The organism is uncultured Enterovirga sp. (genome assembly GCF_964242715.1).
Classification (GTDB): domain Bacteria; phylum Pseudomonadota; class Alphaproteobacteria; order Rhizobiales; family Beijerinckiaceae; genus Enterovirga.
In genome coordinates this window covers 13,947-37,169 of sequence record NZ_CAXTAZ010000036.1, presented here as the reverse complement: position 1 = coordinate 37,169, position 23,223 = coordinate 13,947, and the positions used below count along the sequence as shown (strand labels likewise).

20 protein-coding genes and 5 pseudogenes are annotated in these 23,223 nt (G+C 66.7%); 12 read left to right on the top strand and 13 right to left on the bottom strand.

Annotated features, from left to right (window positions below; all coding sequences use genetic code 11):
* Positions 1-217 precede the first annotated feature (217 nt).
* Entirely contained in the window at positions 218-2,047 is a 1,830-nt protein-coding gene (locus tag ACFE87_RS16915) for an ABC transporter ATP-binding protein (RefSeq protein ID WP_375460815.1), read from the top strand.
* 218 nt (positions 2,048-2,265) lie between these two features.
* Here ACFE87_RS16915 and ACFE87_RS16910 read toward each other — a convergent pair.
* Positions 2,266-2,604, bottom strand: a pseudogene (locus ACFE87_RS16910) (DUF6118 family protein); the annotation flags it as partial.
* Positions 2,605-2,879: 275 nt separating this feature from the next.
* Between ACFE87_RS16910 and ACFE87_RS16905 the strand changes: the two are divergent.
* Both ACFE87_RS16905 and ACFE87_RS16900 read left to right on the top strand, forming a co-directional pair.
* A pseudogene (locus ACFE87_RS16905) lies at positions 2,880-2,963 on the top strand (transposase); the annotation flags it as partial.
* Positions 2,964-2,967: 4 nt separating this feature from the next.
* Positions 2,968-3,135, top strand: coding sequence for a helix-turn-helix domain-containing protein (locus ACFE87_RS16900; protein WP_375460834.1), 168 nt, complete (start codon positions 2,968-2,970; stop codon positions 3,133-3,135).
* A gap of 248 nt (positions 3,136-3,383) precedes the next feature.
* Here ACFE87_RS16900 and ACFE87_RS16895 read toward each other — a convergent pair whose 3' ends face one another.
* The 4 genes and pseudogenes from ACFE87_RS16895 to ACFE87_RS16880 form a co-directional block, all read right to left on the bottom strand.
* Positions 3,384-4,028: a LysR substrate-binding domain-containing protein gene (locus tag ACFE87_RS16895; protein WP_375460814.1), complete on the bottom strand. Its 645-nt coding sequence runs from the start codon at positions 4,026-4,028 to the stop codon at positions 3,384-3,386.
* Between the two features lie 392 nt (positions 4,029-4,420).
* Positions 4,421-4,804: a rhodanese-like domain-containing protein gene (locus ACFE87_RS16890; protein WP_375460813.1), complete on the bottom strand. Its 384-nt coding sequence runs from the start codon at positions 4,802-4,804 to the stop codon at positions 4,421-4,423.
* A gap of 16 nt (positions 4,805-4,820) precedes the next feature.
* Positions 4,821-5,720, bottom strand: a complete 900-nt coding sequence (locus ACFE87_RS16885; RefSeq protein ID WP_375460812.1) for an MBL fold metallo-hydrolase — start codon at positions 5,718-5,720, stop codon at positions 4,821-4,823.
* Positions 5,721-5,735: 15 nt separating this feature from the next.
* Positions 5,736-6,406 (bottom strand): annotated as a pseudogene (locus ACFE87_RS16880) (sulfite exporter TauE/SafE family protein); the annotation flags it as partial.
* 143 nt (positions 6,407-6,549) lie between these two features.
* On the opposite strand from ACFE87_RS16880, the pseudogene ACFE87_RS16875 reads away from it, so the two are divergent.
* Positions 6,550-7,059, top strand: a pseudogene (locus tag ACFE87_RS16875) (tyrosine-type recombinase/integrase); the annotation flags it as partial.
* Between the two features lie 222 nt (positions 7,060-7,281).
* Here the strand turns inward: ACFE87_RS16875 and ACFE87_RS16870 are convergent.
* The 8 genes from ACFE87_RS16870 to ACFE87_RS16835 all read right to left on the bottom strand — a co-directional run bounded on the left by ACFE87_RS16870 (position 7,282) and on the right by ACFE87_RS16835 (position 16,240).
* Complete coding sequence (locus ACFE87_RS16870) at positions 7,282-10,131, bottom strand: EAL domain-containing protein (RefSeq protein WP_375460811.1); 2,850 nt, start codon at positions 10,129-10,131, stop codon at positions 7,282-7,284.
* Between the two features lie 6 nt (positions 10,132-10,137).
* Positions 10,138-10,935 carry a PstS family phosphate ABC transporter substrate-binding protein gene (locus ACFE87_RS16865; RefSeq protein WP_375460810.1) on the bottom strand — a complete coding sequence of 266 codons (798 nt, stop codon included), beginning with the start codon at positions 10,933-10,935 and terminating at the stop codon, positions 10,138-10,140.
* A gap of 135 nt (positions 10,936-11,070) precedes the next feature.
* A complete protein-coding gene (locus ACFE87_RS16860) occupies positions 11,071-12,051 on the bottom strand; it encodes a 2Fe-2S iron-sulfur cluster-binding protein (protein WP_375460809.1) in 981 nt (326 codons plus the stop codon).
* Positions 12,052-12,069: 18 nt separating this feature from the next.
* On the bottom strand, positions 12,070-13,830 hold the full coding sequence (locus ACFE87_RS16855) for an ethylbenzene dehydrogenase-related protein (protein WP_375460808.1): 1,761 nt from the start codon (positions 13,828-13,830) through the stop codon (positions 12,070-12,072).
* Positions 13,831-14,110: 280 nt separating this feature from the next.
* Positions 14,111-14,782 carry an RES family NAD+ phosphorylase gene (locus ACFE87_RS16850; RefSeq protein ID WP_375460807.1) on the bottom strand — a complete coding sequence of 224 codons (672 nt, stop codon included), beginning with the start codon at positions 14,780-14,782 and terminating at the stop codon, positions 14,111-14,113.
* A complete protein-coding gene (locus tag ACFE87_RS16845; RefSeq protein ID WP_375460806.1) occupies positions 14,779-15,300 on the bottom strand; it encodes an antitoxin Xre-like helix-turn-helix domain-containing protein in 522 nt (173 codons plus the stop codon). Before ACFE87_RS16845 ends, ACFE87_RS16850 begins: the two co-directional genes overlap by 4 nt.
* Positions 15,301-15,425: 125 nt before the next feature.
* A complete protein-coding gene (locus ACFE87_RS16840) occupies positions 15,426-15,692 on the bottom strand; it encodes a hypothetical protein (RefSeq protein ID WP_375460805.1) in 267 nt (88 codons plus the stop codon).
* Positions 15,662-16,240: a hypothetical protein gene (locus ACFE87_RS16835; protein WP_375460804.1), complete on the bottom strand. Its 579-nt coding sequence runs from the start codon at positions 16,238-16,240 to the stop codon at positions 15,662-15,664. Before ACFE87_RS16835 ends, ACFE87_RS16840 begins: the two co-directional genes overlap by 31 nt.
* Positions 16,241-16,400: 160 nt before the next feature.
* On the opposite strand from ACFE87_RS16835, the gene ACFE87_RS16830 reads away from it, so the two are divergent.
* The 8 genes and pseudogenes from ACFE87_RS16830 (at position 16,401) to ACFE87_RS16795 (ending at position 23,200) form a co-directional block, all read left to right on the top strand.
* Entirely contained in the window at positions 16,401-17,390 is a 990-nt protein-coding gene (locus tag ACFE87_RS16830) for an ArdC family protein (protein ID WP_375460803.1), read from the top strand.
* Positions 17,387-17,800: a hypothetical protein gene (locus ACFE87_RS16825; protein WP_375460802.1), complete on the top strand. Its 414-nt coding sequence runs from the start codon at positions 17,387-17,389 to the stop codon at positions 17,798-17,800. The genes ACFE87_RS16830 and ACFE87_RS16825 overlap by 4 nt, the downstream gene beginning before the upstream one ends.
* Positions 17,801-17,883: 83 nt before the next feature.
* Complete coding sequence (locus ACFE87_RS16820) at positions 17,884-19,965, top strand: ParB/RepB/Spo0J family partition protein (RefSeq protein WP_375460801.1); 2,082 nt, start codon at positions 17,884-17,886, stop codon at positions 19,963-19,965.
* Positions 19,966-20,124: 159 nt separating this feature from the next.
* Entirely contained in the window at positions 20,125-20,418 is a 294-nt protein-coding gene (locus tag ACFE87_RS16815; RefSeq protein ID WP_375460800.1) for a hypothetical protein, read from the top strand.
* Complete coding sequence (locus ACFE87_RS16810) at positions 20,403-20,696, top strand: DUF6927 domain-containing protein (protein ID WP_375460833.1); 294 nt, start codon at positions 20,403-20,405, stop codon at positions 20,694-20,696. Before ACFE87_RS16815 ends, ACFE87_RS16810 begins: the two co-directional genes overlap by 16 nt.
* A gap of 192 nt (positions 20,697-20,888) precedes the next feature.
* A complete protein-coding gene (locus ACFE87_RS16805) occupies positions 20,889-21,632 on the top strand; it encodes a hypothetical protein (RefSeq protein ID WP_375460799.1) in 744 nt (247 codons plus the stop codon).
* Positions 21,583-22,497, top strand: a pseudogene (locus ACFE87_RS16800) (FAD-dependent oxidoreductase); the annotation flags it as partial. The gene ACFE87_RS16805 and the pseudogene ACFE87_RS16800, both read left to right, overlap by 50 nt.
* Before the next feature lie 25 nt (positions 22,498-22,522).
* On the top strand, positions 22,523-23,200 hold the full coding sequence (locus ACFE87_RS16795) for a dienelactone hydrolase family protein (RefSeq protein ID WP_375460798.1): 678 nt from the start codon (positions 22,523-22,525) through the stop codon (positions 23,198-23,200).
* Positions 23,201-23,223: the final 23 nt, after the last annotated feature.

Sequence of the window (23,223 nt, the reverse complement as noted above, 5' to 3'; positions counted from 1 at the left end):
CCGAGAACTCTGTTCAAGGCTTCGGGCCGCGTCCCACCCCGCATCATCGCGAGAGTTCGCGACAAGCCTGCTCCGGCCCCGGTTGATCACCGGCGCGATGTTGCGCCTCGGAATAGGGCCTCCGTTACTCGGGTCGTCACCCGGCGTGACCTTCCGCGGCAGATCGTGCATTCGTCCCGGCCTCGGGCGGTGCGTCGCAGTCGCTTGGGAGGAGCACATGATGCACGCCGAGCAGCGCCAAGTCGATCCACCCGGAACATATGTAGGAGCGGTCGCCGCGTTCCGTCAGCTCCTCAGCTACACGGGCCTGGGCTGGAGGTTGCTCGCGCTCTTTGGGCTGCTCGGCCTCTTTGCGTCCGGGTTGGAGGGGCTCGGTATCGGCCTGCTTATCCCCCTCTTCAACCTGCTCACCTCGGGCGGAACCGGGGAGCACGAAGGCCGGCTCGCGAGATGGCTGGCGGAGAGCGCGCCCGGGGTCTCGTCAGGGCAGCGCGCCATCGCGATCGGCGGCTCGATCATCGCACTCGTGCTGTTGCGAGCCGGGATCACGTTCGCGAGTTCAGCCTTCGCATCGTGGCTGAGCACGAGGGTCAGCCACGACCTGCGTCGTCGACTCGTCGGCCGCATTCTGCGTGGCGATTTTGCCGACCTTACCGCGATCGGGCCGGCACGGCTCCTCGAGACCGTTTCTGCGGATGTTTGGCGCGCGACGGAACTCATCACCTCGATGCTCGCCATCGTCACGCAGGCTTGTACCGTCTTGATCTTTGCGCTGGTGCTAGCTTTTCTCTCGTGGAAGCTATCGCTCGCGACCCTTCTGGCGGTCGGCATTACTGCGCTGTCGACGAATCTGCTGACGGCACACAGCCGCCGTCTCGGAGATCTTATCACCGAAGGCCACGTGCGGCTCGCCGCGCAATGCCTTGAAATTGCGCACGGCCTGCGCATCGTGCGCGTGTTCGGACGAGAGGAGATCGAGCAGGCTCGATATGAGAGGGGCTCCGATGAAGTCCGGCGACGGACCTTCGCCTCCGAGATGTTGACCTCCGCCACCATCCCGCTTCTCGAAATCGTCTACATCCCGATTTTCGTCGGCGCTCTGCTGCTCGGACGCGCGCTCGACCTCGACGCCGCGGCGACGCTAGCGTTCTTGATCCTGCTCTATCGCATGCAAGGGCCGATCCGCGCGATCGGGGCGCACCGTCTCCGGATGGCGGGCTTCGCTGCGGCGGTTCGCAACGTTACGCACCTGCTTGCCTTGCCCGATGCGCATTCCGGCGTGTCGACGCGACCCTGCCCACCGCTGCGGCGTGGCATCGCGTTTCGGGACGTTTCCTTCCGCCATGGTAGCAGCGCCCGCCCGGCGCTCGACGGTATCGGCTTCGAGATCCGCCGCGGCAGCACAGTAGCCCTCGTCGGTCGTTCGGGGGCGGGCAAGAGCACGCTGGTCAACCTGCTGCTCGGCCTTTATCGGCCACAGCGCGGGGCGATCCTCGTGGACGGACAGGATCTCGTGACGCTCGATATATCCGAATGGCGCTCCCGCGTAGCGCTGGCCGGCCAAGGCGCGGACCTCGTATCCGGGACACTCGCCGAGAACATCGCATATGGGCGGACCGGGGCAGCGGACGAGGCGATCCGGCGGGCTGCGGAGGCCGCGGCTGCGAACGCCTTCATCGACGCCCTATCCGAAGGCTACGGCACGGAGATCGGCTTTCGCGGCGAGCGCCTGTCGGGCGGCCAGCAGCAGCGGCTCGGTCTCGCGCGCGCCCTTGCGAGGGAGCCGGACCTTCTCATCCTCGACGAGGCCACAAACGCGCTCGACGGCATCACCGGACTCACAGTTCGCGCCTCGCTCGCGCGTCTTCCCGGGGAGACGACCGTTTTAATCATCGCCCATCACCTCGCCAGCATCCGAATGGCCGATCGCGTGCTGGTCCTCGAAGAGGGTCGACTCGTGCAGGACGGAACGCCCGACGAATTGCTTGCGAACGAGGGCGCGTTTGCCCGATTGTACGGGCTCGGTCCGGAAGCGGAACCCGTCTGATCGGCGTGATGGCCCGGATCGAGGACTCACCCGTGATCGACCGTCCCCGGACGCTCCGCTCCGCCCGAAGACAGTCGCCTCATCCTTGACGTGTTGTCGTTGGTGCGCTGGCCCAGCCCGACCGTTGGCTTCGCACGGACCGAGGCGGTACTGCCCGCCTCGGCTGTAATTCTTGTCCTCCGCTTCATTGGCACAAGGGAGTCGGAGCGTGGACCCTCTCACCGCGCCGGCGGAACTGCCGGCGCGCGCACCGTGATAGCGCAACGTTGATCTTTGCCTGCCTTCGCGGCCGCCTCGTGGTAGCCCTTGAGATCGTCGCCTCCCGCCCGGGCGACGTTATAGCCCTCGACGAGGCCGTTCCACTTGGCCGGGTTCGCCCGCATCATGAGCCCCATGCCGGCGTTCCAACGGTCCTCGCCGAGCGCCGAGGATGCGAGGCTGTCGGGCAGCGAGCCGAAGGGCAGCGCCCGCGCGATCGGAAACGCGACCAGCGGGAAGGCGACGAGACCGGCCACCACGCCGCCGATCGCCGTCCACAACAGCCGCCGTCCCTGGTCCTGCCGCTCTCGGAGTCGGCAGTCAGGCGAAGAGCGAAAGAGCGGACTTGGCGCTCACGGTGATTTACCCGAGTTGGACATCCCGGCAGACATGCGACTCCCGGGGACGATCATCTCCTCGATCTCACGATGTATCCTCGTCCAACGCGCCCCGGCCCGCCGAGGTAATCATCGTTGGCCGTCGCTCCTGACACCTGTCACAGCGGCCCTAAGGTTCTGAGCTGACCCTTCCACAGCTCTCCGGCCGCTCCGAGCTGGCCGGCGCCTTCCGCTACATGCTGGCGCGATGGCCGGCGCTGACCCGAGTCTTCGACGATGGCCGCATCGCGCTCGATAACAACCCGGCCGCGCGAGCCCTTCGCGGTGTCGCCGTCGAGCGCAAGAACTCCCTGTTCGCCGGCTCGGATCGCGGCGCCGAACCGAAACTACGTCGGGATGATCGAGCGCGAAGAGAACGCGCCCACGGTCGACACGCTCGAGAAGCTGGCGGAGGTGCTGCAGGTCGAGCCGACGTCGTTGCTGCAGCGGTAAGCGAGAGCGGCCACGGCAGGAAGTCGCGGGTGTCCCGTCGGACAGCTCAAGACGTAGACGGTGACCGCGAGAATAAGTGAGTGGCCGACGCGAGAAGCATGTACACGCCGACTTGTCGCGGACAACCGCCCGTGGCTAGGCGCCCTGCCCCGAACCGAAGGGGTCCAGCCGGCCGCGAGACTCCGCCTAAGCCGCTTGGGATGGTTATGTCGCGGCCGATTTGCGCCCATTCGCGTCGTTGGGCGCGTTTAACGTGGTGCCTGTAAGCTGCCGTTCCAGCGACTTCCGTCCTCACGGCGTGATTGGCTTGGGACGTTCTTGCGGTCCAAGCTCGCGGCCAGGTAATCGACGAACGTCCGCAGCTTTAGCGGCACGTGACGGTTGGTCGGGTAGACCGCGTAGACCGCGTAGACCGCAAGGTCCCGCGTCCGGTGTTCCGGCAGCAGCACGACGAGATCGCCGGCCGCGAGATGCGCGTCGAACACGAAGCTCGGGCCGTAGGCGACGCCATTCCCGCGCATCGCCGCGGCGAGCAGCACCTCCATGTTGTTCGCCGTCATGCGAAAAGGTCCGTCGATGACGTGCGGCTTGCCCTCGACGCCGAGTGGCTGCGTCGAGGGGAAGGCGGCCCGCGGCCACCAACCGGCTGGGGCGGGCGGCTGTTCGACCTCACGGGCGTTCCCGGGCGACGGGCCGAGCCGTGCGAGCCCGACCTCGTGATCGAGCGCGACTTCGCGTTGAATTCCTATGGCGTGCCCGGCGGCGTGGTCCTTCACACGCCGGGGCACACCGCCGGCTCGGTTTCGGCGCTGTTGCCGAACGGCGACGTCCTCGCCGGCGACCTCGCAGTCGGCGGCATCTCCTTCCTCGGCGGCATCGCGCGTCTGGGCCACGCGCGGAAGCCTCCGTACGAGGACGATCCAATCGCGGTCTGCCGGAGCTTGGTCCAGCTCCTAGGCCGAGGAGCGAGCCGCTTCTACGTTGGTCACGGAGGTCCGCTAACGGCAGCTGCCGTTCGAAAGACATCGCCCGAGAACCGCGACTGGTCGCCTGGGCAACCGCGACCTGATCTCGGAGTTCTAAGCGGCCGGGCGTTGGAATGGCGTCCGCCGCCACATGCCGCGACTGTTCCGAAAGGGCCACTGCCGCCTTCAGTTCGGTGTACCAATGCCAATCTCGAGGGTGCGGCCCCGGGCCGAAATGACCCGGCTCCGGTAAGCGGCTAGATCCTTGTGCCCCATCGCCAAGTTCAAGAGATGCGGCAGGATGTGATCCGTGTAGAGGCTCACGGCTCGGTAGTGCCGCCGGCTTGCTGAAGTGCCGGAAACCCGCCGGCGACATGGGCCACATTGGTGATGCCCATATCCTTGAGCGTCTGCGCACCAAGAGCCGAGCGGTTGCCGGACCCGCAATAAAGCACCAGCTTCTTGTTGGCCCCCAGCTCGGGCTTGTGCGTCGGGCTGGTCGGGTCGGCTTGGAACTCCAGAAAACCGCGGGGCACGTGAACTGCGCCCTTCAGCTTGCCTGTCTTCTGCAGTTCCTCGCCCTCGCGCACGTCGACGAACACCACGCCTGGCTGCCCAACGAGCTTCACGGCGTCCTCGCCCGAGAGGGTCTCCACCTCCCGGCCCGCTTCCGCCACCAGGTCCTTCGCGCTCTTCTGCTGCATCTGTATCCTCCTGCCTTCAGCCCCAAGGCGCCCCTTCCAGAGCGTCGAGGGGAATCTTGAGATAGCGCTTACCGTTATTCTCCGGCTCAGGCAGCCGGCCACCGCGGATGTTCACCTGTAGCGAATGCAGGATCAGCTTTGGCATGGGCAGGTCTCGGTCGCGTGCTTCGCGGAGCGCAACGAACTCCTCCTCATTCTTTGCCTTTGTGAGATGGCTGTTCTCCGCCCTCTGCTGGGCCACTGTGCTTTCCCAGGCAGGCTTCCGGCCGCCCGGGCAGTAGTCGTGACCTGTGAACAGGCGCGTCTCGTCGGGGAGCGCCATGAGGCGTTGTATGCTCTTCCAGAGCGCGCGAGCGCTGCCGCCGGGGAAATCGGCGCGTGCCGTTCCGCCGTCCGGCATGAAGATTGTGTCGTGGATGAAGGCCGCGTCGCCGACCAAGTAGGTGATGGATGCCAGGGTGTGGCCGGGGGCGAACAGCACCTCCGCGTCAATGTTGCCGATCTTGAACCGTTCGCCATCGGCAAAGAGCCGGTCCCATTGCCATCCGTCCGCTGGGCAGCCGTCCGAAACGTTGTAGATGCCTTGCCAGAGCTTCTGGACCTGGACGACCCTCTCACCGATCGCGGTCGCCACGCCTGTCCTGTCCTTCAGATAGCCGGCTGCCGAGAAGTGGTCCGCGTGCGGATGGGTGTCGAGGATCCACTGAAGCTTCCAACCCTGGTCATCGATACAGCTCAGCAGCTCGTCGGCCGAGTACGTCGCCGTGGCGCCGGAATTCGGGTCGAAGTCCAGCACCGGATCGATGATGGCGCAGCTCTTGGTGTCGGGATCGGCGACGACGTACTGGATGCTCGACGTGCGCTTCTCGAAGAACCCTTCGACGAGGGGGCGCATCGGTGGGTCTCGATCAGCCATGCTCGGTGCTCCTCCTCAGGCGGTAAGCGCGATGACGCCGCGCGATACGATGTAGAGACCGACGACGATCACGAGGACTGCGAAGACGCGGCCCAAGGCCTGCTTCCGCGTCGCCAGCACCTTGCCGAGCGAAACCCCTGCAACTCCGCCCGCGGTGCCGCCCGCCACGAAGAGGGCCGCAAGAGGCCAGTCGATGAGACCCGAGACGGCGTAGCTCGCGGCCGTCGCCGCGCCGAAGGTTGCGACGGCCACCAGCGATGTGCCGATGCGAAGATCAACGGCATGCCCGTCGCGAGGATGAGGCCAGGCACGATGAGGAAGCCGCTGCCGATGCCGAAGAAACCCGAGAAGAGGCCGACGCCGAAACCAATTGCGAGCAGCGGCGGCAACAGCTCTCGTGCCGTCTCGCTGGAAAGGCGGACGTCCGGATCGCCGGCGGCCTCTCGCCGCCGCAGCATGAGCACCCCAACGATGACCATGACGATTCCGAACAGGGCGAGGAGCTTTTCACCGTCGAGCGCTTTTGCCGCCGTCGAGCCGGCCGCAGCGCCAAGCACGCCCGCACCCGCAAATACCGCAGCGCAGCGCGATTTTACGTGTCCGGCCCGCCAGTGAGCACCGACATTGCCGAGCGCACTCACCGATACGGCAAGGGCGCTCGTGCCGATGGCAACATGAGGCGAGGAACCGCGCTAACCGAGCGGACATTCCGCGACAGCGTGCCGGTGGCATGCAGACCATTCCTGAAAAGATCTGCTCTCGGCTGCGCGAGCCGGATCCCCAAGGGGCCTCGAACGCTTGAGGCGAACGCCTCAAGGCTTGCGTCACTCGCGAACGCCGGCTCCGCGACCGAGCAATGTTCGATCTCGCAATGGACAGCAAGCTCCGCGGCTGTGACATCGTCAGAATCAGGATCGGCGACCTCACCAGCGGAGGTCGGGTTCGCTCTCGAGCAATCGTTGTCCAGCGGAAGACCGGCCGCCCCTTTCAGTTCGAGCTTCTGGAGCCCGCTCGGGCCAGCTTCCTCGCTTGGGTTGAACGTCGAGGCGGCACGCTCGACGAATTTGTCTTCCCGAGCCGGATCGACCACGCCGCCCACATTAGCACCCGGCAGTATGCGCGCCTGGTGGACGAGTGGGTAACCGGGATCGGATTGCGCCGGGAGGATTACGGAACCCATTCGCTGCGACGAACCAAGGCGTCGATCATCTACAAGCAAACCGGCAACTTGCGAGCCGTTCAGATCCTTCTCGGCCACACGAAGATCGAGAGCACCGTGCGGTACCTCGGCGTCGACGTCGAGGACGCGCTCGCCCTCGCCGAGGGTACCGAGATCTGATGGGTGGGGCTCTTCGAAGCTGAAGCCGAGGAGCCCCTGACCCAACGAGGTTGGCCGGACAGCGCCCATCTCGGTTTCAGCCCAGGCGGGTCGTGTGCTCCGAAGCAGCCCTTCCGAGTGCAAGGCAGCACGGTGTGCTTCCGACCGAGTTCGCCCGAGTAGGTCAGCATTCCGCTTCGGTCTAAAATGCGAGTTCGGTTGCTTGCTAGCCGCAATCGGGGATCACGCAGCCCGGAGAAGCGCGAATGGGCGGTCGAGCATGCGGACGGCCTGCTCGTTCGGAACGGCTGGGCTGAACAAGTACCCCTGAGCTTCGGCGAAGCCTGCTGCTTTCAGTGCCGTGAGCTGCTGCACCTGCTCGACGCCCTCGGCCGTCGTAGTCATTCGAAGGCTGCGGCCGAGATCGGCCACCACTCGCACGATCGTGGCGCAATCCTCGCGCTCCAGAACGTCACGAACGAACGATTGATCGAGCTTGATCTTGTCGAACGGGAACGAGCGTAAGGAACTCAGTGAGGAATACCCTGTGCCGAAATCGTCCATCGAGAACCGCACGCCAAGCGCGCGTAATCTGTGCAGCTTTCCAAGAACCTGAGGGTCGTCTCCCAGAACGACTGACTCCGTCACCTCAAGCTCCAGTCGGCTGCTCGGCAACCCCGTCCGGGCGAGCACTCCCTCGACTGTGTCGCAAAAGTTCGGGTTGCGGATCTGGACGGCCGAGATGTTAACGGCGACCTTCGCGGGGACAGGCCAGGCAGCCGCCTCGGAGCAAGCGCGGCCTAGGACGTACTCTCCCAGCCTGTCCATGAGCCCGACTTCCTCGGCTACGGGGATGAACTCGCCTGGAGAGATTGGCCCGATTTCGGCATGGGTCCAGCGGGACAGCGCTTCGAAGCCGGAGATACTCTTGGCCTCGATGTCGTAGATAGGCTGGTAGTAGACGTTGATCACACCCAACGAGAGCGCGTCGCGGAGCTCCCGTTCTAGCCATTTTCGATGCTGGGCGCGGGTTTCCATCGCCGGATCGAAAATCCGGAAGCGGCCGCGCCCTTCGGCTTTGGCCGAGTACAGCGCGAGATCTGCATTTCGCAGAAGCTGGTCCGGGTCCTCATGATCGTCCGTGCAGGCGGCCACGCCAATGCTGGCGGCGGAAAGAACGGTTTGGCTCTGTAGGCGGACAGGCTGTTTGAGCAGCCCGACGAGATTCTGCGCCAGGGCGAGCCCACCATCCGCGAAGTCGTGCAGGAGGATGGCGAACTCATCTCCGCCGAGACGGGCGATGGTCGACCCCGGGGGAACATTTGCGAGGAGGCGCTGCGCTACCGACTTCAGGAGGTGGTCGCCGGCCTCATGACCTAGCGTATCGTTGACGCCCTTGAAGTCGTCGAGATCCAGGCAAAGAATGGAGAACGGTCGCCGCGCAGTCCGCCAAGACGCGTGAGCCTGGGCCAAGCGATCTCCGAATAGGGCGCGATTGGGCAGGTCTGTTAGGCTGTCATACATAGCCATATGCGCGATGCGGGCCTGCGCCAGCCGGCTCGCAGTCTGGTCTTCGTGGGTCTCGACCCAGCCGCCATCCGCCACGAGCTGGGTCGTCACATGGATAATCCGGCCGTCCGGTAGGCTTCGTATCTGGGATCCTTGCGGCGCCCCGGAAGGCGCCGGCCCGTCCTGGGCTATGGATCCGAACGTCAGGCAGCGCTGTGTCTGTGCCGAGATACCGACCTGCAGCGCGTCAGCGGCGAGCCCGTAGATTGTCAGGAGCTGCGGATTGAACACCTTGAGCCGTGCTTCGGCGTCGAACATGCACAGGCCCTGGGACATATTGCTGAGCGCAGCGTCGAACCGGGCATTCTGCTCTTGCAACTCGATCTCGTTTGTCTTCAGCCGCTCATTCTGGACCGTGATGTCCTCACGTAGCCGGTCGCGTTCTTCAAGGGATTGCTCGAGAACCAAGACCGCGCGGGCGATGCTACCTACCTCGTCGGGTCGCGACGTTTCGGGAACGACGGTGCGCCAGTTGCCCCGTGCCACCTCGACGACAACCTCGGTGATACGGACAAGCGGTCGGGTGATGTGTCGGGACACCGCGAGCGTGACCAGGCCGAACAGCGTCATCGCCAGAAGTGCCGCAGCCGCAAGCGTGGTGAGAAGCGAGCGGGAGTTCTCCTCGCCAATGCCCACGACTTTCTCGGTCAGGTGCTCCAGTTCGGAGACCGGAGCCGCCACGCAAAGCCGCAAATCGGATCCCAAGGGCACGCAGCGCGCGACCTTCTCGGCGCCGAGGAAGCGCAGCTCCGAGCCCGCCCGCTCCCTCAACTCCGCTCGTCCAAAAATTGCGCCGGCCGACGAGACGAGACGGGCACCCTGAAACACGAGCACGTCCCGGCCGCTCAGACGAGCGAAGGATTGGAGCACTGGCTCCCTTGCCTTCAGCGTCCGATAGCCGAGCATCACCCCTGCCACTTCGCCGAACTCGCCGAATATGGGCTGACCGAATATATCGGCCATTTCGCCGACTTCGGTGGCAGCTAGGGCGGCTGCGAGTTCCGGATCGAGCGGCATCGATCGGAGAAATCCTCGAGGCGCTGTCCGGTCGTTCTCGGCGATGATGTTGCGAGCTGGTTCAAAAAGAAGGCTCGTCCGTATCGCACCGTTGGCGTCCAAGATCTTAGCATCGACCGTGTCGGCACTGACGGCCTTGAGGTCCGCGTCGAATGCGATGGCGCCTTCCAGATCAGCTGAGGCGAGGGCAGGTCGCAGAAGCTCCGCGACCGCAACGGTGTTCCCGGAGAAGATGGCCGTAGACACGTCTGCCCGCTCGACCAGGCTAGCGAAGCGACGGCCGACATCCTCGCGCAGGGAGTCGAGCCTCGCGGCCGCGAGCATCGCGTCACTGTGCAACCGCTCCGAAAGCCTCGCTTCCGACCACTGGGAGACCTCGAAGGCCTGCTCCTTTAGGTTTTGATTCGCTCGCACAACCACGAGACCGACGACCCCGGCAAGGGTGACAAATGCCGTCGCAAGGGTCGCGGAGAGCAGGCGCGTGCCGAGGGAGCGCGTCAGTTTCACGGAAGGCTATTGGGTTAGCGGGATTCCGCCGTGGGTCGCCAGCGCCTTTCGGGCCGCGTCCGACTTGGCGAAACTCAGGAAGCTGCGCGCGCCGTCGTCCAGCTTGTCGCGTTTGAAAATTAGGGAAAGCGTCACAGCGCTTGGGTAGTCGCCCGCATGAGGTCCCTTGCCGTCGATGGCCAAGACGATCGCGCCGTTCTCGATCGCACGGGAATAGGGTCCAAATCCTACGGCCCCGGGGACACGCTTAACCGCCTCGACGGCCTCCTGGGTCGTAGTGGCAACCTTCGATTTATTTGTAAGAGTGAGGTCTTTCCATCCCGACATGGAGCTGCGCAGGACGGTTAACGTGCTGTCTGTTTCCTCACGTCGCACGACCCGGACCTTAAGATCCGCTCCGCCGACATCCTTCCAGTTCTCGACCCGGCCTGAGAATATCCCGGCAAGCTGCTGGCTCGTGATACCTCGGACCCCAACATCTGGATGAGCGAAGATAGCGGACGGAATACGCACGAGCGGCGCTTCCTGGAGGCCCTGGGCTTTTTCCGCGTCGGTCAGCGGACGGGCAACACGCCCGAGCTGGTTCCGCTCGGCGCCGACGGCCGCGACCGCTCCGCCTGATCCGATGCTCGGCGGCACGACGATCTTCGTGTCGGATTGCTGAGCGTTGAAGGCCGATCCGACGGCTTGCAACAGCTCGACTCCGTCCCCTGTCCCGACGACTGCGAGTTCCGCCGCGCTCGCCGATGCGGTCAGCAGCGCCGCACCCACGACGGTTGTCAGAAATCGGAGCCAGAACGTCATTGCTTCTACTCCCGCATGACGAATCTAGGGACTTACCGTCGTCAGGGACTTAACCCGTCATGTTCGGGCTTCGTATTTGAATGGGCGTGTTTAATCGGGAGTTGCTGACACGCAGAAAAACGCGGGGTCAGGGGCTCAACGCCGGAAGAACCCGAGCAGGCGGTCGCGAAGCGAAGCCGGAGCCCTGGCCGGCAGAAACGGGTCAGAGTAGCAGGTTGCCCCGCCGGCTGCCGCCAGAAGCTCTACGCTCGCCACCATGCCCGGGGCACCGCAAGCCACAATCGTATCGGTCGGCGTGAGTCGCGGCAGGTGGAGGGTGGGGCGTCCCGCCAAGACACCGGGCGTGTCGTCCGCTCCACTGCAGGTCAACATGACGGTTGCCCCCTGACTGCTCAGCCAGTCGAGCGCTGGCCGCATGTAGAGGTTGTGCGCGTGACGAGCGCCCGCGATCACGGTCAGCGCTCGCCCTGGTTCGCGCAGGCGCGAGGCCCGTGCGATCGCCCAGATCGGAGCAAAGCCGACGCCTGTGGATACGAGGACGAGCCTTTTCGTTCCAAGACGATGATACGCGGAGCCAAAAGGCCCGCGCACCTTGACCGGGTGACCGGCTGAAATCCCGAGCCCGAGGGCGGTCGACACGACGCCGCGCTCCTCTCGTCGGATTTGGAGCACGATTTCCGTGAGATCGGCCGATCCGTCCAGGCGCAGAGTGGGGCTGTAATCTCGGGCCGGAAAGCCGCGGAATTCCACCTTCACGTACTGGCCTGGAAGGTAGAGAAGCCGGGTCTCCAGCCCCATGACGACCTGGACGATATCCGCAGTCAGGTCCTCGATCGACAGAACGGCGCCGACCCGACGCTCCTCGCCCGGCACCTCGTCGTACTCGATAACGGCCTCACCCAGAATGGTCGACCGGCAGGCAAGCACGCTGTCGCCGAGTTGCGTTCCGCGGTCGTCGACCGTCCCGTCGTACACCCGCACCCGGCAAGTATTACATTGCCCCGTGGCGCAATCGTGCGGGATAACGATCCGCGCCGCGAGCGCCGCTTCGAGGATTGTCTGGCCGGTCCGTGCACGGATGCCGCGGCCATTCACCACGATGGTGGTCGTCGACATCGACGCTGCCGGCGAGCCTTAGCGGAACACCACTTCGACAGGACGCACGTGGCGAGTATGCCGCGTCTGAGTGTGGTCGAAGGCCGAAACCCACAGGTAGTAGCGGCTGCCCGGCGTGAAATCCTTGTCATACTTGCTGCCCGTCTTCAGCCTGCGCTTGGCAACGAGCGTCCAGTGGTTGTCCGCCCAGTCTGCGGAAGACGAGATTCCCCCGCGCCCGCCCGTGTACTCGCCGGTGATCAGCACGCCCGGCATGACCGTCCCGACCGGGACGGTTGCATCCAGCTCCGCCGAGTACGGGACGGTGTCCGCGGCCTCGAACATCCACCATTTCGATCCGGCCGCGACGCCCGCATCGGGATTGGGATCGAAGGCACCCAGACCCGCGACGGTGGCGCGCCAGTCCTTGGGCAGCCGCAACGGCGTCACGACGCCCCGGTAGCCGCCCGGTCCCTCGAAGGAGAAGTTATAGCGGTACATGGTGCCGCCCGGATCGCCCCAGTAGCCGGCCTGATAGCGGCCCTTCACGGCAATCTCGGCCGGCGTCGGTTCGGTGGGCGGCCCGATATGCATGTTCTCGACGAAGCCGAGCATCCCGCCACGGGACGCCTTCCACTGCCACATGTCGATGTAGCTGCCGTCCGTCGTGTAGTGGTAGCCTCGCTCGTTCAGGGGCGCCGGCCTATCGGCCAGGGGGCGCGGCCCCATGTGGGTCGAGCCGCCCGATCCGAAGGCGTCCGAATCCGAGAAGATGACCGCCAGCTTGTCTTCGTAATAGTCGACGACGTCGGCCCGATCGGCCGCTGTGTCGAGAAGATGCCAGCCGTCCGCGCGCTTGATCATCGGCACGCGGCGGAGCGACCGGCTCGGATCCCACCACCGCATCGCGAAATACACGTTTTCGGTATCGTGGAGGGCCCGGATCTCGATAGTCGTCTCCCCCGTTCCCCCGAAGTTCGAACCCTGCATCGTTCGCACGAATACGGGCCTCGCCGTCTTCCAGGCGGGATCCGACAGGCGCAGCGAGAGGTCCGGGGAGGTGGCGACCGGCTCGATGGCTAGGCGGGAGCGGGAGGCGACATCCGCATAGGCGAGGCCGACGATGACCGGGAGTGACACAAGCGTCGCGGCGAGAAGGGGCCGTCGTTGGGCGGCATTCCCGACAAGACGGGACGGCTTGAACAGGCGAAGGATCTGGTTCCAGCCCCCGTACAGGAAGTGTGTCGTGATGTGCACGAAGATATAGGCGAGCGAAATCAGCGCGCACGCGGCGTGGATGGCCGCGATCCAGCCCCCGAAGCCGAGGTAGAGCGCGATGCCGGTCGCCGTCATGACGGCGACAATGCCGTACATGAACCAGTGCAGCGCGATGTTGACCGCTCCCCACCGGGCCTTCCGGGCGGCTGGGCTCGATCCCGGAAGGGTGACGGCCTTGATCCGGCGCGCCGCATTCCGCTCCGCAAGGCCGCTGCGGGCGATGTAGATCACATAGGCGGTGAGGCCGAACATCAGGCTCAAGCCCGCCACGAAATGCACGGTCCAGATCTCGCCTTGCGGCAGGATCGGCGAGAGCGCCTTCGATACGATCGCATTGGGGGCGTCGGCCGAGATGCGCAGTCCTGTCAGGAGGCTCGCGACCATGGCGATGGCCACAAGCCAGTGCAGCAGGATCGTGCCAACGTCAGAGCGCGGCTTTGCCTGGGAGGACGACCATCGTGGCGTAGCGGCCGAGAGCGCAGCCGCCTCGCGGTCGTGCCCTGCTAGCGGAACATCGCTCATGCCGTCTTCCTCGCCATCCGCAAGTGCAGGGCGCCCCACGTTTAGCGCTGATGGTTAACAGACCGTTAATCGAGACGGACCCTCCCGGAATGTCAAGCCGGCATACCGGTTCAGTTCTCGCCGCAGCTAGTGCCCGGCTTTCGCACCGTCAGACAGCCACCCGACGCAAGGTCCGCTGCTTGAGAATCAACGCTCCAAAGCAGACCGGCAGCTTCCGGCCACTTGCTGCCGGGCCTCCCATTAGGGCCCCTGCTGCTCTCGGGCAGCCTGATCGACCATGTCACTGGGTATGTCTGCGCGCCTCAATGCGCTTCGACGAGGCCTCGACCCCAACTTCGAAATGATCAGCCTGGGTCACGTCGAGCACGTTCGTCGGCCGGTAAGCGATGACGTTGACTCCTCCGGCGTGCCGCAGGCTGTCGTAGATGATGCCTCGGCCGCCGGAGGCTCGGACGGCCTCACCGAAGGTCTGAGAGGCAGCATAGCTGTCCGACGCGTAGAGCTCAGGACGAGCAGTCTGCTCGCCGCTGATGTCCAGGTATGAGCCTGCGAGCGCGCAGGTGTAGGCGCGGTAAGTTCGCTCGATCCGTGCGACCGACCCGTCGACCGCCTCGCGACGAAGGTGGTGGGCGACCTCGATGATCGCTGTCTCGACCCGGCCAGCGGCGTACCACGCCCCGAGGTCGGGGCCGTTGAACCGCATGCCCATCGGAGAGACATGTAGAAACGACGCCATGACGATGCTGGCGTTGGAGCGCCCGTATACCCACTCCGGCTCGGGCAGCCGAGCGATCCGATGGGTGACGAGCCGGTCGTTCGTCCACCCCACCAGCTCCATGACCGCGTTCAGGTCCGCCGCTGTCGCGACAGTGTCGAATAACCCTATCGGCGGGAAACGCGACGGGATAAGCTGATAGGCTGGCCGTGGCGCGTCGGCATAGCGGTCCGTCACGAGAGAATGAGGTCGGCGTCCGTGTAGGGCGTCGCGTCCCGGTCGAGGGCGTTCGGCGCCATGTAGAAGCTGCCCCGCGCGCCATCCAGGAACCGGCGTACGGTCAGGAGCGCGTCCTGGCTGCCGTCAGTGACGAGGTCGAGCGGCGGCCGACCCCCAAACACGACGGCATTATGCGGCGTGCGGAGCCAAGCCAGCCCCTCCTGCTCGGTCCGATGCAGGATCCCGAGCGCCTGATGAATGCCGAGGACGGCCGAGATGCGGGTGAGCACATCGAGGTTAAGCAGCACATCTCGATGCTCCCGGACGGCCTTCACCCAGCTCTGAAACGTCGAGCGAGGGGGCATGCCGAGAGCGAGGCGGCGCTGCTCCTCCGTCAAGCCCCATAGGTCGGCAATTGCCAGGAATGTCCTGAGCCCCGGCGCGCTCAGCCGGCGGCGGCCCACGGTCGAGAACGTGGCCGTATCCAGGCGTGCGGGCCCGGGCGGGACCTCTTCTCTTTTCAGCGGCTGAGACATCGACCCTCTCTGACCAGAAGCGATCATAGTCCAGATCTGGACATCCCACAACCGAGACCCGGCGTGCCCCTCATTGCATCGGTTCGGCGGCGGCCTTTACGCACTGCCGCTGCTTGTGGTCCGGCTCAGGCCGTGACGGCTTCGCGACACTCGACCGCTCGCACCGGATCAGGGGTTTCCGAGACCATCATCGGAGCCGGCCGGGTCGAATCCCGCCAGCGGTCGAGGAACACGCCGAGATGCGGCTTGCTCTCGCGGTTGGCTTCGAGGCACCGGACCAGCGTTGCCAGGCTGGCATCATGACCTGCGGCGTCGAGCCGTCCGGTCAGCAAGGCCCAGCGGACGTAGAGCGCGAACAGGTTCAGACAGTCCGTTTCACAATAGGCGCGCACCTGATCGAGCTCGCCTCGCTCGACCATCCGGCGACCCCGGCCCCATGCCTGCCGGGCAACCCCATCGCGAGCGCGACGTCATCCATGGCGAGCTTCGCCGAGGCGCCGTAATCGGCGAGTTGCTCCATGAGGTCGCAATGCCAATCCGGTGCGTAGCGCTGGGTGTAGTTCTCCCACTTGTTGCCACGCGTGAACCAGGCTTCGGCCGGGATGCCGTGCATCATGGCGCGGAGCCGAAGGACGGGCAGGTCGAACCCTTTTCCGTTCCAGGTCACGATCCGGGCGCGCCGCTTCGCGAAGTGCTTCCAGTAGGCCTGAAGGAGGCGGCGCTCATCCCAGCCAGCCTCGCCACCGCTTCGGCAACACTCGACGACGTAGCGTTCGCCGCCGTCCTGCGGCTGCTCGATCCGGGCCTCGACAAAAGAGATCGCGACGACCCGGTGCCAGATCGGCTTCCGGATGAACTCGTCTGTCGGCCAATCGGCCGGCACGAGGTCCCAGTCGGGCACGGTCTCGATGTCGAGGCAGAGGAGGTGTTCGTGAGACATCGGGACTGCCGGAGGCTGGCGAAAGCCTAGCGGCGTCCTCCCGGGCTGGCGAGGCAGGGCCCACGCCGGTCCACAGGCGGGAGAGCGAGAGAGGTGGCGGGACCGCCGCGACGGGTCGGAGGGCGAGAGAGAGCTTGCCCGCCCGTCGCGGAGAACCGCCATGGCGAAGCACCCTGCCCCGAAGCGAAGGACGAGAGTCGAAGACCGTCCAGCCCATGAGATCCCGGCCGGGCCGCGCACGAACCTCTACCGGGAGATCACCGACCGCATCATCGGCGAGCTCGAGGCCGGGCGTGTGCCGTGGGTGCAGCCCTGGGGCAGGCCCGGAGGCGCCGGCATCGGCCTGCCGCGCAACGCGTCGACCGGCCGAGCCTATTCGGGGATCAACATCCTGCTGCTCTGGGGCGCAGTCGCCCAGGCCGGCTACGCGGGGCAATCCTGGCTGACCTTCCGACAAGCGCTCGGGCTAGGCGGCAGCGTCCGCAAGGGCGAGCGCGGGACGACGGTCGTCTACGCAGACCGGTTCACGCCGGAGGACGAGCGGAGAAGGGCGAAGCTCGACGGGGACGCGCCCCGCGGCATTCCGTTCCTGAAGCGCTTCACGGTATTCAACACGGAGCAGTGCGAGGGCTTGCCGGAGGACTCGGCATCGAACGCATCGCCCTCCCCCGAGTGCCTGGTCCTGCCCCGGGTCGAGCAGCTGATCCGGGCGAGCGGCGCCGACCTGCGGATCGGCGGCGATCGCGCCTGCTACGACCTCCGGTCCGACCTTATTCGGGTGCCGCCGCCCCAGGCGTTCCACGAGCCGATCGACTGGCACCGGACCGCCCTCCATGAGCTCGGGCATTGGTCGGGCGCCGCGAGCCGGCTCGGCCGCGACTTGTCGGGCACCTTTGGCTCGAAGCGATATGCGCAGGAGGAGCTCGTGGCCGAGATGACGGCCGCCTTTGCGTGCGCTGCGCTCGCGATCGTGCCGACCGTACGTCACGCCGACTACATGGGCTCCTGGCTCGAGGTCCTGCGCGAAGACGACCGCGCGATCGTGAGGGCAGCGTCTGCTGCCTCGAAGGCCGCGGATCTCCTGCTGTCATTCGCGCCGGAGGCGGAGAGCCCGGCTGGATCCGCGGCCGTCCAGGAGGTCGCGCGATGAACTCGCGAAACGTTCGGGGAAGTCAGGCTGACCTCGGCCACTCTCCTCAGCACGACAGTGACGATCGGATCGCTCGCGCGCTCGCGACGGTCGGCGGTCACCTCGCGATCGGCCGCGGCGGGTTCATGCTCTGGTATGGTTGGGGCTGCCGCTTGTCCGGCTACGACGTCGAGCCGATGAAGGCGGCCTGCATCGCGGCCGGCCTGCCGGTGATCGACAGCCGCGAGGTCCCGTTCGAGGAGGTCTGCCGGCTCGCGGTCGGGGGCCCAATGATCGCGGTCGGCGAGGCGCCGGGCGAGCCGCCCTTCGGCGCCCTTTCCTACGCGCCCCTGGCGGTCGTGGCGGCGGCGTACCGGGAGGCCGGAGCCGAGGTGCACAACCTGGAGCCGGCGAGCGAACCCTCCGGCTGAGAGGGAGAGACAAGTCGAGGCTTCGTGACGGGTCAGGAGGGCGAGAGAGAGCCTCTCGTCCGGCCCGTCGCGGAGACCTCCAAATGTCGAAGATCGTTTTGAACGGGGTGCGGGATGTACCCCTGAACAAGCTCCACCTCAGCCAAGCGAACGTGCGCCGCATCAAGGCCGGCGTTTCCATCGAGGAGCTGGCCGAGGACATCGCCCGCCGCGGCCTGCTCCAGTCCATCTCGGTCCGCCCGGTGCTCGACGCCGACGGCGACGAGACGGGCGCTTTCACGGTGCCGGCCGGCGGGCGCCGCTTCGAGGCGCTGAAGCTTCTCGTCAAGCAGAAGCGGATGAATGCAACCGTCAAGGTGCCCTGCATCGTGCGCACGGACGGGGTCGCCGAAGAGGACTCGCTCGCCGAGAACACGATGCGCGAGGCCCTGCACCCGCTCGACCAGTTCCGGGCTTTCCAGGCACTCCGGAACGAGCATGGGATCGGCGACGAGGAGATCGGGGCCCGCTTCTTTGTTACGCCCGCGGTCGTGCGCCAGCGGCTCAAGCTCGCAGCCGCGTCGCCGAAGCTCCTCGGTCTCTACGCCGGCGGCGCCCTCACGCTTGAACAGCTGATGGCGTTCTGCGTCACGAGCGACCATGCCCGTCAGGAGCAGGTCTGGGACGCCCTGGCCCGCAGCCACAGCCGCGAGCCCTACGCGATCCGCCGGCTCCTGACCGAGCACGCCGTGGAGGCGAGCGACAAGCGGGCGGTTTTCGTCGGGGCGGAGGCGTACGAGGCCGCCGGCGGCGCGCTCGCGCGCGATCTGTTCCAGCAGGATGGTGGCGGCTGGTTCGACGATCCGGCGCTCCTGGACCGCCTCGTGCGCGACAAGCTGGACGCGCAGGCGGAAGCGGTCCGCGGCGAAGGCTGGAAATGGATCGAGGTCGCCCCCGACTTCTCCTACGGGCACACCTTCGGGCTCCGGCGCATCGCGTCAACCGAAGCGGCCCCGAGCGAGGCCGAGCAAGCTGAGCACGACAGGCTTCGCGCCGAATACGATGGTCTCGAGGCCGAGCACGCCGGGTCCAACGAGGATCTGCCGGACGACGTCGACGCGCGCCTGGCCGAACTCGAGACGGCGCTTGCTCGCATCGAGGACCGGCCTCGCACCTTCGATCCGGACGAGGTCGCCCGAGCAGGCGTGTTCGTCAGCCTCGGCTACGGCGGAGCCGTCGTGATCGACCGTGGCTGGATGCGGTCAGATGATGAGTTGTCAGTTGACGCCGCCACTGACCGGTCGGACGACGACGGTGGGACCGGGCCGGGTGCCGAGCCTCCGTCGCCGGACGGTGCTGGCGATCCCCCTCCGGCGGCTTCCGCTCCCGAGGAGGAAGACGGCCTCCGACCCTTGCCGGAGCGGCTGGTGACGGAGCTGACCGCGCATCGCACCCTGGCGCTGCGCGACGCGCTCGCGGGCGATCCTCAGGTCGCGTTTTTGGCCGTCCTTCACGCGCTTGCCCTGAAAGCGTTCTACCGCTTTAGCAGCAGCTCCTGCCTGGAGATCGACGCGAAGAGCACGGGCTTCGCCACGCAGGCGCCGGGGCTGAACGACACTTCGTCTGCGAAGGCCATGACGGCACGTCACCAGGCCTGGGCTGAGCAGATGCCGCAGGCAGCGGACGCGCTCTGGGACACGCTCGTCGGCTTCGATCACGATAGCCGGCAGGCACTGTTCGCCTATTGCGCGGCGCTCACGGTCAACGGGGTGCAGGAGGCATGGAACCGCTCTCCCGGTCGGCTCCCTCAGGCGGATCGGCTGGCCGAAGCGCTCGGCCTCGACATGGTGGAGGCCGGCTGGGCGCCGACGGCCGAGAGCTATCTCGGCCGAGTCACCAAGGCCCGCATTCTCGAGGCAGTGCGCGAGGCCAAGGGTCCTGCAGCCGTCCAGCTCATCGATCACCTCAAGAAGAACGATATGGCGAGCGAGGCGGAGCGCCTCCTCGCCGGCACCGGATGGCTGCCGGAGGTGCTGCGCACGCCGGGGCTGGATGCCCCCAGCTTGCCGCTCGCCGCTGTCCCGGACGGCACGGACGCGGTCGCCGACGACGAGGGTCTCCCCGCCTTCCTAACCGCGGTCGATGGCGAGGTCGGTGCGCCCGAGCACCTCATCGCCGCCGAGTGATCTCCCTGCCCGGAGCGCTCCGGCGCTCCGGGCCTTCGGCTAGCTGATCGTCGGCCCCCTCCCCTCCTCCGTTTCACGAAGGACGCCGCCATGGGCGGAGGACCCCAGGGACCCGGGCCAGCGTCGTGGGTCTGGGTGGGGTCCGGAGGGTGGCTCTACATGCGCTCGCTCGGTTTCCACGCCGGGCCGCGACAATACCTCGACGCGCAATTCACCTTCGATCGGCCAGGGGCGCGCTGCCGCGTGCTCCGCTCGGCGCTGCTGCGCCTGCGCACCTACTACGCCGCCATCGAGCGGGTCCTCGAGGATGGCGACCGCAGCGTCTCCGCGATCGTCTGCCTCGTCCGCTACAACCCGAATGACCGCGAGGGCAAGGTGTTCGGCTACAAGGACATGGACGAGGTCATGGGGCCGGTCAGTCCGAGTGCCCCGAGGCCATCCTCGACCTACTGACCCCGACGAACGGGGAATATGCCCTGGCCTGGCGGGCGCTTTGTCGCGCGAATGCCGCTTGCCGGAGAGAGCGATCCGCGAAGCCGCGCCCTCGGCCGGGGCAGACGGTCGTCTTCGACCAGCCGCTCGTCGGGATGGACGGCCGACGCTACGACCGGCTCGTGGCTGTCGCGAACCCGCGGAGCCCACGGACGCTGCTGTTCCGTGACCCAGAGGGTGGCGGTCCGTACAGGATCCCGAGCCTGAGACGTCGGGAATATAGGCTGCAGGACGGCTGAGCAGACCGATGCAGGTATCCGTCCGCAGAAGGGTCCGGCGCGTTGCGCCGGGCCCTTATTCTTTGTGGTCAGCTGAGTGCCCGGTCGGGGCCGTCGGGCTCGAGAGGGAGAGGGAGGCCGGGAAGGGGGTGAGCCGAGGCGAGATCGAGAGAGCGCCCGCAGGCTCGCCCACCGCACATCCCGAGGTCCTCCATGTCCGCCGCCATCGTCATTGCCGATCTGCCCTCCCCTCCCACCGGCATTCCGTCCGACGCCGAGACCAGCCGTGCCGACAAGATCGTCTCCGTCGCTCAGGCGCTCCTGCCGACGCTAGCGCGAGGCGGCGCGATCGACGCGCGGACGCTGCGGGCCGCCATGGAGACTTCCTTCGGTGGCTCGGACGCAGAGGGCCTCTGGACGTGGAAGGATGCCTACGAGGCCTGCGAGGCCGCTCAGGTCCTGTTCCTGCGCAGGTTCGGCCGAACTATGCGGGCCCAGGCCCGCGACCCGGCCGCGCTCGGCGCCATGCTGGCCAGGGTCGCAGCCCTCCTGCCGACGCAGACGCGGCGCTCGGAGGATAGCCAAGCCCTCCAGCAGTTTTCGACGCCGATCGGGCTCGCGCACGTCGCGGCCGCGGCGGCCGCGGTCACGCCTGGCGACCTCGTGCTCGAGCCTTCAGCCGGAACCGGGCTCCTCGCGATCTTCGCCGAGCTGGCTGGCGCTCACGTCGTTCTGAACGAGCTCGCGGACACCCGCGCCGACCTGCTCGGACGCTTGTTCCCCGGCGTCGGCGTGACGCGTCATGACGCGGCGCAGATCAACGACCACCTCGACGCGGCCGTCCGGCCGAGCATCGTCCTCATGAATCCGCCCTTCTCGGCGCTGGCAGGGGTCGACGGTACGTTTCCTGCACATCTACGCCGACAGGCCGTCGTTCGAGCAGGCGAAGGCGGGTAACCGCCTGCTACGGGAGGGAGGGCTGGACCGCGTCCCGGTCACGCCCGACGAGATCGCTACGATCGAACCCGCGCTCGGGAAGGTGCCCTATGGCGGCTACTTCACGCCGTCTGACGCGACCGGAGACATCCACAAGTTCACGCGTGGGCTGGCCGAGGCCTGCGCCCGTCGGGGCGTAGTCTTCCGCTACGACACGGCCGTTACCGACGCGAAGGCGGGCGACCGATCCGTCTCGCTGACCTGCCGGTCCGGTTCGAACGCCGTTGACACCAACATAGTGACGTCCGACGCCGTCGTACTCTGCGCGGGAACGGCGAGCCGCCGTCTCGGGGCCCGCCTCGGCGACCGGCTGAACGTCTATCCGGTAAAAGGCTACTCCATCACCGTCCACCTCGAGCACCCCGCCGCGCGCGACGCCGCACCCGAGGTGAGCCTGCTCGACGATGCCGCGAAGATCGTGACGAGCCGGCTCGGCGACGACCGATTCCGGGTCGCCGGCACGGCGGAGTTCAGCGGCTTCAACCGCGACATCCGCGTCGACCGAATCGCGCCGCTGATCGCTTGGACGCGTTTATGGTTCCCGGCCGTGCCGACCGACCAGGTCGTCGCGTGGGCGGGCCTACGCCCGATGATGCCCGACATGATGCCGCGCGTCGGGCCCGGCAAGCGTCCGGGCGTCTTCTACAACACCGGACACGGCCATCTCGGTTGGACCCTCTCGGCGGCGACCGCCGAGATCGTGGCTGACAGCGTCGCACGGCAGCTGGACGTGAGATGGACCGCTGGGTTCCGGAGCGAGCCGGTGCCGCCCCCTTCCCACGAGCCGGCGCGGCTGCCCGGCTCGGCGGCCACGCACGTGAACTGAACGATCCTCGAACGGAGATTTTCAAATGGGCACCTCGATCACCTTCAAGCGGCCAGACGGCGGCGATGCGACAGGCTACCTGGCCCTGTCGGGCCGCGGCGACGGGCCGGGCCTCGTCGTTATCCAGGAATGGTGGGGCCTGTCGGACCAGATCAAAGCGACGTGCGACCGGTTCGCGCTGGCCGGCTTCACGGCGCTCGCTCCCGACCTCTACCAGGGCACGATCGTCCCCTACCATGACGCGGAAGCCGCCGCGCAGGAGATGCAATCCCTCGACTTCCAGGCAGCCACCTCACAGGACGTCGGCGGTGCGGCTCAATTTCTCGAGCGGAACGGAGCCCCGGTCGGCCTGACCGGGTTCTGCATGGGTGGCGCGATCACCGTGATCGGGGCCGCGACCATCCCGGGGCTCTCGGCCTGCGTGGCGTTCTATGGCCTCCCGCCCGACGGCGTCATCCGACCCGAGCAAATCGATGTCCCGCTCCAGGGTCATTTCGCTAATCGTGACGATTGGTGCACGCCCGAGACGGTCGATGCCTTCGAGGCCAAGTTGAAGGAGGCAGGCAGGGGTTACGAGTTCTTCCGCTACGACGCCGACCATGCCTTCGCCAACGAGCAACGCGTGTCCGTTCACGACCGTGCGGCCGCGGAACTCGCCTGGGACCGTGCCGTCGCGTTCCTGGGCCAGCACCTGATGGCCTGACGCCCTCGTCGGCGCGCCAAGCG

Bases quoted from the DNA above. Each gene is read 5' to 3' on its own strand.
- ACFE87_RS16915 (WP_375460815.1), top strand. From the start codon at position 218: ATGATGCACGCCGAGCAGCGCCAAGTCGATCCACCCGGAACATATGTA.
- ACFE87_RS16890 (WP_375460813.1), bottom strand. From the start codon at position 4,804: ATGCAGCAGAAGAGCGCGAAGGACCTGGTGGCGGAAGCGGGCCGGGAG.
- ACFE87_RS16885 (WP_375460812.1), bottom strand. From the start codon at position 5,720: ATGGCTGATCGAGACCCACCGATGCGCCCCCTCGTCGAAGGGTTCTTC.
- ACFE87_RS16865 (WP_375460810.1), bottom strand. From the start codon at position 10,935: ATGACGTTCTGGCTCCGATTTCTGACAACCGTCGTGGGTGCGGCGCTG.
- ACFE87_RS16860 (WP_375460809.1), bottom strand. From the start codon at position 12,051: ATGTCGACGACCACCATCGTGGTGAATGGCCGCGGCATCCGTGCACGG.
- ACFE87_RS16855 (WP_375460808.1), bottom strand. From the start codon at position 13,830: ATGAGCGATGTTCCGCTAGCAGGGCACGACCGCGAGGCGGCTGCGCTC.
- ACFE87_RS16845 (WP_375460806.1), bottom strand. From the start codon at position 15,300: ATGTCTCAGCCGCTGAAAAGAGAAGAGGTCCCGCCCGGGCCCGCACGC.
- ACFE87_RS16835 (WP_375460804.1), bottom strand. From the start codon at position 16,240: ATGTCTCACGAACACCTCCTCTGCCTCGACATCGAGACCGTGCCCGAC.
- ACFE87_RS16830 (WP_375460803.1), top strand. From the start codon at position 16,401: ATGGCGAAGCACCCTGCCCCGAAGCGAAGGACGAGAGTCGAAGACCGT.
- ACFE87_RS16825 (WP_375460802.1), top strand. From the start codon at position 17,387: ATGAACTCGCGAAACGTTCGGGGAAGTCAGGCTGACCTCGGCCACTCT.
- ACFE87_RS16820 (WP_375460801.1), top strand. From the start codon at position 17,884: ATGTCGAAGATCGTTTTGAACGGGGTGCGGGATGTACCCCTGAACAAG.
- ACFE87_RS16815 (WP_375460800.1), top strand. From the start codon at position 20,125: ATGCGCTCGCTCGGTTTCCACGCCGGGCCGCGACAATACCTCGACGCG.
- ACFE87_RS16805 (WP_375460799.1), top strand. From the start codon at position 20,889: ATGTCCGCCGCCATCGTCATTGCCGATCTGCCCTCCCCTCCCACCGGC.
- ACFE87_RS16795 (WP_375460798.1), top strand. From the start codon at position 22,523: ATGGGCACCTCGATCACCTTCAAGCGGCCAGACGGCGGCGATGCGACA.